The organism is uncultured Campylobacter sp. (assembly GCF_938030685.1).
Taxonomy (GTDB): Bacteria; Campylobacterota; Campylobacteria; order Campylobacterales; family Campylobacteraceae; genus Campylobacter_B.
This window is the reverse complement of sequence record NZ_CALHHX010000019.1, coordinates 1-9,401: the sequence shown is the minus strand read 5'-3', so window position 1 is coordinate 9,401 and position 9,401 is coordinate 1. Positions and strand designations below refer to the sequence as shown.

Genomic DNA, 9,401 nt, shown 5'->3' with positions numbered 1-9,401 from the left:
CCCGTCCTTTGCGTCCTGCCGCCAAGCTTATCGGATTTGACGACAGCATTTTTAGATGCCGCTTTATCCTTAGCACTAGAGGTGGCGGTTTCTTTATCGGATTTTTTATTGCTCTGAACCGCATCGCTAGCCTTGGCGCTTTCCTCTACTTTTGGTATATTAACGCCGTTAAAAAGATCGCTCAAGCTCGGTTTTTCCTCTTTTTTTGGCTCCGGCTTAGTTTCCTCTTTTTTCTCTACTACTTTTTCGGAAGGTTTATCTTCCAACTTAGGCTCAGGCTTGGGCTCCTCTTTTTTGGGCTCAGCTTTAGGCTCGTCCTTTTTAGGTTCCGGTTTTGGCTCTTCCTTCGGCTTTTCGGGCTCTTTCGGCTTTGCCTGCACCGGAGGCGGCGGAACTACTTGCGCCGTAGTCTTAATTTTATCCTCCGGCACGTCCTTAATATTCTTATTTTCAAACTCGCCCTGCTTCGTTTCTTTAGCGATTTCAGGCGCGGACGGAAGTTTATCATCTATTTCGAAATCAAAAGTAACATCCATATAATCGTTGGGATTGTCGGTATATTTTTTAAATTTTTCCTGCGGCTTTGAAATTTGATATAAAAGAACGAAAATCACCAGCAGATAGGCAAAAAGGGCGATTAAAAACGATTTAAAATTATCGTATTTAACCCCCGTAAAATTTGAATAATTAGCCATTTGTTTGAAGCGCGACTTTAGTAAAACCCGCTTGTTTTAAGCTCTTTAAGACAAACATTACATCGTCATAAACGAGTCTCTTATCGGCTTGGATATAGACGGGTTTTTCCAAGCTATACTTGCCAGTGCCTTTAAGCAGCACGAGATTATCCGGGAATTCAGCTAGGCTCATCGAGCTTTTGTCGATATAAACCTTGCGATCTTCGCCGATACGCACAAGCAAGAATTCCGCGGTATTTTCCGAAACCTGTGCTTTTGAGCCACTAGGTAGTTCGATCTTTTCATCGTAGATAATCGCCGTTTGCGCGACCATTAAAATCGCTAGCAAAACAAGCATAATATCGACGAGCGGAGTGATATTTAACTCTGGATTTTCGTCGAAATTATACATTAAATAGCTTTTCCAGTATTTGCTTTAAATAGCAAAATATCCGCTGTACGATTTATAATGCTCATAACTTCGTATGCTTTGCGTTTTATAAGTAAGCTGAAGGTGTATGCGGGGATCGCTACAAAAATTCCACATCCTGTGGCAACTAGCGCCTCACTGATCGCAGGAGCAATAGTATCGATGCCGGAATTTCCGCCGCCAAGCTTGGAAAATGTGTGAAGTATGCTAACGACCGTACCAAATAGCCCGATAAACGGCGAAGTGGAGGCGACGATAGATAGCCAAGTAAGTCCGCTAGTGGAGTCACGTTCGGCTTTGCCTTTATAAATTTCCAGGGCTTCTTTTGAAATTTTATCGGTATTTACTTTTTGAAAAATAGAGCCCGAAAGCGAAATTCTACCACCCATCAGCAAGGATTCGAGCGCCTTTGCTTCGCGGTGTTGCCACGCACTAAGCCCTACAAATCTGGAGATCAAAATCGTAAAAGTGACGATAAAATAGATGGATAACCAAGAAAGCACGAATATCGTAATAAACGTACTTCTCGTAAAATAACTTAAAATTAGATCTAGCATATTTAACTTTGCCTTGCGAATTCGTCTACTCTAGCCATGATTGCTGCGGAATTTGCCGCATCGGAGCTAATGGACGCAAGCATATCTTTGGCGCGCTGCAAAGACTTCGCTACGGCGCTTTCGCTATCACCTCCGATAGCTACGGCTTGAGTGGCTAGGATAGTAGTTTTTTCTTCGGTAACTTCCAAAAATCCATCGTTTACCAAAACGAGCTGCTTTTTGCCATCTTTATCTACGATCTCAACGACTCCACCTTCGCTTTTGTCTTTAAGTCCCGTTAGCAAGCTCGCATGCCCTGGCAAAATACCCATTTCGCCAGTAATGCCGGGGAGTTGGACGGATTTGACTTCGCCCGAAAAGACCATCCCTTCGGGCGTAACGATATCTAAAAGCAAAAATTCTTTCATCTTAAAATTCCTATGCTTTCATCTTTTCAGCTTTTGCTACTACCTCGTCGATGTTTCCTACCATGTAAAAGGCATTCTCCGGCAGATCGTCGTATTTACCCTCTAAAATTCCCTTAAAGCCAGCGATAGTTTCCTCTAGCGAGATATATTTGCCCGGACTTCCGGTAAATACCTCGGCTACGAAAAACGGCTGAGATAGATAGCGCTCGATCTTTCTAGCGCGCTCGACTACGAGCTTATCCTCTTCGCTAAGCTCGTCCATACCCAAAATCGCGATAATGTCTTGCAAATCTTTATATTTCTGAAGCACCGCTTGGACGCCGCGAGCGACCTTGTAATGCTCCTCGCCGATGATTTGCGGATCGAGCATTCTTGAGGTCGAATCAAGCGGATCGACGGCAGGATAAATTCCTTTTTCAGCAATCGCTCTGTTTAAAACGGTCGTCGCATCAAGGTGCGCGAAAACGGTCGCCGGCGCAGGGTCAGTAAGGTCGTCCGCGGGTACGTAAACGGCCTGAACGGAGGTGATAGAACCCTTCTTAGTAGAAGTAATGCGCTCTTGTAATTTACCCATTTCGCTAGCAAGCGTAGGCTGATAACCGACCGCGGACGGAATTCGTCCTAAAAGCGCGGACATCTCTGAGCCCGACTGCGAGAAACGGAAGATATTATCGATAAACATCAAAACGTCAAGTCCTAGCTCGTCGCGGAAATACTCGGCCATCGTAAGACCGGTTAGCGCAATGCGATTTCTCGCCCCCGGCGGCTCATTCATCTGACCGTAGGTCAAGGCGACTTTATCCAAAACGCCCGATTCTTTCATCTCGTTATAAAGGTCGTTTCCCTCTCTCGTTCGCTCGCCAACGCCCGCAAATACGGAGTAACCGCTGTGTTTGAAAGCGACGTTGTGAATCAGCTCCATGATGATGACGGTCTTGCCGACGCCAGCACCGCCGAATAATCCTACCTTGCCGCCCTTTGCGTAAGGGGCTAGCAGATCGACTACCTTAATGCCGGTTTCAAAAATTTCACTCTTCGTGCTTTGATTTTCAAAGCTAGGCGGATCTCTGTGAATAGACCAGCGGGTTTCAAATTTTTCATCCTCGCCTTCGTCGATCAGATCGCCTGTGACGTTAAAAATTCTGCCCAAAACCTTCTCGCCCACAGGCACCGTAATAGGCGCGCCAAGAGCCGTAGCCTCAAGCCCTCGCCTAAGTCCATCGCTCATATCCATAGCGATCGTGCGGACGCGATTGTCTCCAAGGTGCGCGGCTACCTCTAGGATCAGCCTGCGATGAGCGCCTTCGACGTCAAATTTAACTTCGATAGCTTCATTAATCTTTGGTAAGTAGTCCTTGAAATCGACATCGACCACGGGACCCATTACCTGAGAAATTATTCCTTTCATCCATTTTCCTTTCATTTCATTGATTCGACGCCGCTTATGATCTCGATAAGCTCAGTCGTGATAGAGCCTTGTCTGGCTTTGTTATATGCTAAATTTAACTGCGATACGCGCTCCTTAGCGTTGTTTGTCGCATTCTCCATAGCGTTCATTCTCGAGCAATGCTCCGCCGCCAAAGAGTCAATAAGCGCATAATACATGCTGTAGCTTAGATAGCTCTGGATTAAATTTAACATCAATGTTTCTTCGTCCTCAGGGCTTTCAACCTCTACTTCCAATGTAGATGTTTTTAAAGTATCCTCACTAATTGCAGGCTCACCGATCGGCACCAACGTATTTACCCGCATCTCTTGGGTAATCATATTCAAATAGCCGTTATGGATAAGTATAACTTCGTCAGTTTTACCTTCGTTAAAATCCTTAACTGCGGCTTGGACGATCTCGTTAGCTTTCTCGGACGATGGAGATGAGCTCACGCCGATATATCGCTCCAAAAGCTCAATGCCTTGAAAATCAAAATACTCTATCCCCTTTTTGCCGACGGCGCGAAGGCGAACCTTGATCTTTTTAGCTTTAAGCTCCTCGATCAAAGCTTTGATCTTTTTGATGGTATTGATATTAAAACCGCCGCAAAGTCCTTTATCTGCGGTGATAAACAGCAGATCAACCACCTTTACTTCCCGCGTGGTATCAAAAATTCTAAGTTTTTCGTCGTTGCCCGAATTATTGCCTACGTAATTTTTAACGCGCGCAGAAATTTCACCCAAGACCTCGTTAATCTTCACCGCATAAGCTCGCGAGCGCATCGCCGCTTCTTTTGTGTTTTTAAGCTTAACGTTGGAGACCAGCTTCATAGCTTTGGTAGTCTTCTCCGTATTTCTGACGCTTTTGATTTGAAGTTTTATATCCTTTAAATTTGCCATAATTTAGCCTTCTTAAGCGGCAAAGGTCGCTTTAAAGTCATTTAGAGCCTTGATTAAATTTTCTTCCAAATCCTTCTCGATGGTCTTTTTGCTTCTGATCTCTTCAAAAATTTCAGGGTATTTCGCCTCGATATATGGATATAGCTCAGCTTCAAATTTGCCAATAGAGCTCGTAGGCACGTCGTCTAAAAATCCGCGGCTTCCTGCAAAGATGATGACCACTTGATTTTCGACCGGAAGCGGCGAATAAGGAGGCTGTTTTAAAATTTCGACCATTCTTTGTCCGCGATCCAGCTGCTTACGACTGCTCTCGTCCAGATCGCTCGCAAACTGTGCAAATGCCTGAAGTTCGCGATACTGGGCAAGATCTAGGCGTAAGGTTCCCGAGACCTTTTTGATCGCTTTAATCTGCGCGGAACCACCGACGCGGCTAACTGAAAGACCCACATTGATCGCAGGACGAATTCCAGAGTTAAATAGACCAGATTCTAGGAAAATTTGACCGTCAGTGATAGAGATGACATTTGTAGGGATATATGCCGAAACATCACCTGCTTGCGTCTCGATAATAGGAAGCGCCGTTAGGCTGCCTGCACCGAGTGCATCGCTTAGTTTGCTAGCGCGCTCAAGCAAACGAGAGTGTAGGTAGAATACATCGCCAGGATACGCCTCACGTCCCGGCGGACGGCGCAAGATAAGCGACATCTCGCGATATGCGACCGCATGCTTGCTAAGATCATCGTAGATGATAAGCGCGTGGCGGGAGTTATCTCTGAAATACTCACCCATGGTGCAGCCCGAATACGGTGCCAAATACTGAAGCGCAGCCGCCTCGCTAGCACCCGCCGCAACTACGATCGTATAATCCATCGCGCCGTATTCTTCAAGCTTTTTAACGACTTGTGCGACGGTAGATTGCTTCTGGCCGATTGCTACGTATATGCAAATGACATCCTGGCCCTTTTGATTGATGATGGTATCAACAGCAACGGTGGTTTTTCCTGTTTGGCGGTCGCCAATGATGAGCTCGCGCTGTCCGCGGCCGATCGGCACTAGCGCGTCAATCGCCTTAAGGCCGGTCTGAAGCGGCTCATGGACGGATTTGCGAGCCATGATGCCTTTGGCCTTTTCCTCGACGAATCTAGTATCGCTGGTCTCTATCGCGCCTTTGCCGTCGATCGGCTCGCCTAGAGCGTTTACCACGCGTCCAATCATAGCATCGCCCACCGGCACGCGAAGCAGCTTGCCCAGTCTTTTTACGCTGCTTCCCTCGTTAATACCACTAGTATCGCCTAAAATAACGATGCCGACACTGCTCTCCTCTAAATTTAACGCGATACCACGAGCTCCGTTTTCGAATTCGACCATCTCGTTAGCCATTACGTTTTTTAAGCCGTAAACATTAGCAACGCCGTCTGCGACCGAAATGACCTTACCGGTTTCTTCGATATCAACGCTAAGATCGAAATTTTCGATTCGCTCTTTGATTATGCTGCTAATTTCGTCTGCCTTAATTTTCGCACCCACGCTTTACTCCTTTAAATTGCTTTTAAAATATATTCGCTCATTTTTTGTTTCAATCTATCAACTGAAAAACTAATCTCAAATCCAAGATCCTCGACTTCGATCTTAATGCCTTCAAGCTCGCTTTTAACGGGTTGCAGAGTAATATCTGCATTAAATTTCTTTGAAATTTTAGCCTCTAGCTCTTTTATTTTTGCGGCGTCTATTTCGGTAGCGGAATAAATTTTACCTAAGTATTTATTATCCAGCGCCGCAATATTCTTGCGCAGTTCCTCGACTATCTGTGGAATTAGCGCAATACGCCTATTTTTAGCTAAAAGTTTAATAAAATTTACGATTTTTTCGCTTGGATTTTTTATAAACGACGCAATAAGTTCCACTTTGGATTCCTCTTTTAGCGTCGGAGATTTCACAATATCTTGGAATTTTGGAATTCTAAATGCGCTCGCGACGCTCTCGAGCGTCTGCAAAACAGAGCCTAGTTCATCTTTTTTATAGCTCAGTATCAGGGCGTTTACATATCTTTTTGAGGTGTTATTTATCATCATCCGACCTTTTTCTCTACGATTTTGACCAGTTTGTCTTGACCGAATTTAATGTCATCCGATGCAAAAACGTCATCCAGTATCTTGCTTACGACCTCTTTTTTGATCTTGCGCGCCTCAAAGCTCTTCTGCTCGTCGAAAGATTTTTGCAAATTCGCAATCTCTTGCTCGGTCGCATTTTTTATCTTTTCGGCAGCGAACACAATCTCTTTTTTAGCGGTTTCGATTAAAGCTGCGCCTTGAACCTTAGCATCTTGCAGATCTTTTTTAGCTTGCTCTTTGTGAGCTGCAGACTCTTTTAAAATTTTTTGATTAGCCTCAAGTCTAGATGCGATGCCGTTGATTCTACCTTGATATGCTGCTTTTGCGGGACCTTTTAAAAGATAAAACAAAATTCCGAAAAACAAAATGAAATTTATGCTTCGCCACAGCACGTCGTAGTCTTTGACTCCATCGTGCCCACCGCTTGCTAAAACAAGCGCGGGAATTATAAATAAAAATAGATATTTTTTCATACTGAAATCCTCATACTTTAGCCACAGCGCTACTTAGAGCATTTTTAAATTCCGGAATTTTGGCTTGCAAATCATTTTTTAGGTTGCGCTTTTGCTCATCCAAACCGCCTAAGAATTGATCAAAATCCTCCTCCATCGCGGCTTTTTTCTCGGCTATTTCTCTAGCGGCAGCCTGCTTCGCACTATCCATCGCCTCTTGCTTTATTTTAACAGCTTGCAACTTCGCAGCATCCATGATCCTTACGATCTCTGCTTTATCGGCATCTGCATCCTGTGCGTTTTTCATCGCATTTGCCTCATCCTCTTTAATAATAGCTTCTCGCTTTTCCATATGCAAAAGTAGCGGTCTATAAAGCTTGATATTTAAGAAGTAAATCAAAGCTAAAAATACGACGATGGTCGTTATCATGGCGGTCAAACTTACGTCTAGCATCGCACCTCCTCCAGGTTAGTTTTAAACAAAACGCGTATTTTACAATATGAAAAATTAAAATACACTATAAAAAATCATCCGATTTTCTTTAAAAACTCGGAAATTTGTAAAATTTCGCTAAATTCGATCGAAATTTTACGCTCTTTGATACTTATTTTACCAAATTGATCAAGCTTGGCCTTTAGCTTTAAAAGCTCGGGCTTGAAGCTTTGAAATTCCGCACCGGACTTTTTCTCTTTCGGAACGGTTTTATCTTTGAGCTTTTTTACTAAATTTTCGGTATCTCTTACGCTTAGGCGCTGTCCTAAAATGGTGTTTAGAGCTAAAATTTGATCCTCTTTTTCAAGTCCAACCATTATCTTGGCGTGCCCTTGCGAAATTTTATCTGCGCTTATGGCGTCTTGCACTTCGGAGCATAAATTTAAAAGTCTTAGCGTGTTGGTAATCTGCGTGCGGGACTTTTTGATGATGTCGGCTAACTCCTCTTGCGTGATCCTATATTCGCCGATGAGCTCTTTATAGGACTTAGCAAGCTCGATAGGATTTAGATCCTCGCGCTGGATATTTTCGATGAGGGCAAGCTCTCTTAAATTTTGAGATTTTATGTCCGCGACTACGGCTTTGATTTTACTCTCGCCCAAAAGCTTCGTCGCTCTTAGGCGCCGCTCGCCGGCGATAAGGACGTAAGAATCATCTTTTTGAATAACGATGATAGGCTGAATAAGCCCGTGACGGGCGATGCTTTCGCTCAGCTGCCTAAGCGCTTCTTCATCGAAGCTCTGCCGCGGTTGATATGGATTTGGCTCGATTTTATCGACATCGATTTCGATAACTAAGCTATCGGCATTTCCGCTTTCTAGCTCCCTGTTATAGGAGCTTTCTACGTCGTCTAAAATCGCACCGAGCCCGCGACCGAGTGCTCTTTTTACCTTGCCCATTTTTGCTCCATTATGGATTTAGCGAGGTCTTGATAGGCAATGGAGCCAGCAGATTTTATATCGTATAAAACCACCGGCTTGCCAAAACTTGGGCTTTCGGCTAGCTTAATATTGCGCGGGATGATGACTAGATCATCACTCTTGCCGATACGAAAGAGCTTATCATCAAAATACTCGCGTAAATTCGCGACCGTTTCTTTGGCTAGATTGTTTTGCAAGCTGTACATCGTAGGCAAAAATCCGCGAATTTTTAAATTTTTATTGAGCGTTTGCTTGACGACTTTTACGGTATTTAGGATCAGCGCGACGCCTTCAAGTGCATAGAATTCGCACTGAATCGGGATGATGACGCTATCACTTGCGACCAAGGCATTTACCGTAATGCTACCGAGCGTCGGCGGCGAATCGATGATGATGAAATCGTATCTATCCTTAACCTCGGAAATTTTATTTTTTAGCATTAGTTTGAAGTCTTTCTCTTCACTTACTTCGCGCTCGATGCCTACAAGTCCGATATTTGACGGTACTAGATCCATGAACTCAAGTTCGGTCTTTTGGATCACTTCGGACATGCTCTTACGCCCCGTTAGGACGTGATAAATGTTAAATTCAAAGTCGCTGCGGTTAAAGCCAAGCCCAGTCGTAGCGTTCGCCTGAGGGTCTACGTCGATCAGTAGGACCCGCTTTTTCTTTATCGCTAGCGACGCAGCGAGATTAACCGCGGTCGTCGTCTTGCCGACGCCGCCTTTTTGATTTGCTATCGTAATTACTTCACTCATCTTAAAGCATAAACCCTTTCTTCGTTTATTATGATCGATCCGTCTTCGCAAAGTTTAGCCTGCGCGAGTGAAATTTTTTCGCCGCCTAGATGAACGCTAAATTTTTGCGATTTTTGGAATTGTAACGAAAAATTTCTAAAAATTTGCTTCCACGAGATTTTATTTTCATATAGCGCAAAAAAGCCCTCTATAGCGTCTTTTGCGCTGATTTTTATATCTAAAATTCCCGCATATTCGGGCGCGCCGAGTAGGTTCATGCCGATGCCGCAGA

Annotated in this window: 12 protein-coding genes and 1 pseudogene; all 13 read right to left on the bottom strand. The window is 44.3% G+C overall.

Annotated elements, in window-relative coordinates:
- A partial coding sequence (locus tag Q0369_RS01005; protein WP_298094762.1) for a hypothetical protein occupies positions 1–695 on the bottom strand: 695 nt, incomplete at its 3' end.
- Positions 688–1,086 (bottom strand): biopolymer transporter ExbD, encoded by a 399-nt coding sequence (locus Q0369_RS01000; RefSeq protein WP_005869629.1) that lies wholly within the window; start codon positions 1,084–1,086, stop codon positions 688–690. The genes Q0369_RS01005 and Q0369_RS01000, both read right to left, overlap by 8 nt.
- Positions 1,086–1,661, bottom strand: coding sequence for a MotA/TolQ/ExbB proton channel family protein (locus tag Q0369_RS00995; protein WP_177389416.1), 576 nt, complete (start codon positions 1,659–1,661; stop codon positions 1,086–1,088). The genes Q0369_RS01000 and Q0369_RS00995 overlap by 1 nt, the downstream gene beginning before the upstream one ends.
- Positions 1,662–1,663: 2 nt before the next feature.
- Entirely contained in the window at positions 1,664–2,068 is a 405-nt protein-coding gene (gene atpC, locus Q0369_RS00990; RefSeq protein WP_291938303.1) for an ATP synthase F1 subunit epsilon, read from the bottom strand.
- 10 nt (positions 2,069–2,078) lie between these two features.
- Positions 2,079–3,476 (bottom strand): F0F1 ATP synthase subunit beta, encoded by a 1,398-nt coding sequence (gene atpD / locus Q0369_RS00985; RefSeq protein WP_295151010.1) that lies wholly within the window; start codon positions 3,474–3,476, stop codon positions 2,079–2,081.
- Positions 3,477–3,487: 11 nt separating this feature from the next.
- Positions 3,488–4,396, bottom strand: coding sequence for an ATP synthase F1 subunit gamma (gene atpG, locus Q0369_RS00980; RefSeq protein ID WP_298094758.1), 909 nt, complete (start codon positions 4,394–4,396; stop codon positions 3,488–3,490).
- A 12-nt stretch (positions 4,397–4,408) separates the two neighbouring features.
- Positions 4,409–5,923 carry a F0F1 ATP synthase subunit alpha gene (gene atpA, locus Q0369_RS00975; RefSeq protein WP_298094755.1) on the bottom strand — a complete coding sequence of 505 codons (1,515 nt, stop codon included), beginning with the start codon at positions 5,921–5,923 and terminating at the stop codon, positions 4,409–4,411.
- A gap of 11 nt (positions 5,924–5,934) precedes the next feature.
- Complete coding sequence (locus tag Q0369_RS00970; RefSeq protein ID WP_297881233.1) at positions 5,935–6,465, bottom strand: F0F1 ATP synthase subunit delta; 531 nt, start codon at positions 6,463–6,465, stop codon at positions 5,935–5,937.
- Entirely contained in the window at positions 6,465–6,980 is a 516-nt protein-coding gene (locus tag Q0369_RS00965; protein WP_298094752.1) for a F0F1 ATP synthase subunit B, read from the bottom strand. The genes Q0369_RS00970 and Q0369_RS00965 overlap by 1 nt, the downstream gene beginning before the upstream one ends.
- 10 nt (positions 6,981–6,990) lie before the next feature.
- Complete coding sequence (locus tag Q0369_RS00960) at positions 6,991–7,413, bottom strand: F0F1 ATP synthase subunit B' (protein ID WP_297894462.1); 423 nt, start codon at positions 7,411–7,413, stop codon at positions 6,991–6,993.
- Positions 7,414–7,487: 74 nt separating this feature from the next.
- A complete protein-coding gene (locus Q0369_RS00955) occupies positions 7,488–8,351 on the bottom strand; it encodes a ParB/RepB/Spo0J family partition protein (RefSeq protein WP_177389423.1) in 864 nt (287 codons plus the stop codon).
- Complete coding sequence (locus Q0369_RS00950; RefSeq protein WP_177389424.1) at positions 8,339–9,130, bottom strand: AAA family ATPase; 792 nt, start codon at positions 9,128–9,130, stop codon at positions 8,339–8,341. The genes Q0369_RS00955 and Q0369_RS00950 overlap by 13 nt, the downstream gene beginning before the upstream one ends.
- Positions 9,127–9,401, bottom strand: a pseudogene (locus Q0369_RS00945) (biotin--[acetyl-CoA-carboxylase] ligase); the annotation flags it as partial. The pseudogene Q0369_RS00945 and the gene Q0369_RS00950, both read right to left, overlap by 4 nt.

Bases quoted from the DNA above. Each gene is read 5' to 3' on its own strand.
- Q0369_RS00970 (WP_297881233.1), bottom strand. From the start codon at position 6,465: ATGATAAATAACACCTCAAAAAGATATGTAAACGCCCTGATACTGAGC.
- Q0369_RS00950 (WP_177389424.1), bottom strand. From the start codon at position 9,130: ATGAGTGAAGTAATTACGATAGCAAATCAAAAAGGCGGCGTCGGCAAG.
- Q0369_RS00955 (WP_177389423.1), bottom strand. From the start codon at position 8,351: ATGGGCAAGGTAAAAAGAGCACTCGGTCGCGGGCTCGGTGCGATTTTA.
- Q0369_RS00960 (WP_297894462.1), bottom strand. From the start codon at position 7,413: ATGCTAGACGTAAGTTTGACCGCCATGATAACGACCATCGTCGTATTT.
- atpC (WP_291938303.1), bottom strand. From the start codon at position 2,068: ATGAAAGAATTTTTGCTTTTAGATATCGTTACGCCCGAAGGGATGGTC.
- Q0369_RS00965 (WP_298094752.1), bottom strand. From the start codon at position 6,980: ATGAAAAAATATCTATTTTTATTTATAATTCCCGCGCTTGTTTTAGCA.
- Q0369_RS00995 (WP_177389416.1), bottom strand. From the start codon at position 1,661: ATGCTAGATCTAATTTTAAGTTATTTTACGAGAAGTACGTTTATTACG.
- atpG (WP_298094758.1), bottom strand. From the start codon at position 4,396: ATGGCAAATTTAAAGGATATAAAACTTCAAATCAAAAGCGTCAGAAAT.
- Q0369_RS01000 (WP_005869629.1), bottom strand. From the start codon at position 1,086: ATGTATAATTTCGACGAAAATCCAGAGTTAAATATCACTCCGCTCGTC.
- atpD (WP_295151010.1), bottom strand. From the start codon at position 3,476: ATGAAAGGAATAATTTCTCAGGTAATGGGTCCCGTGGTCGATGTCGAT.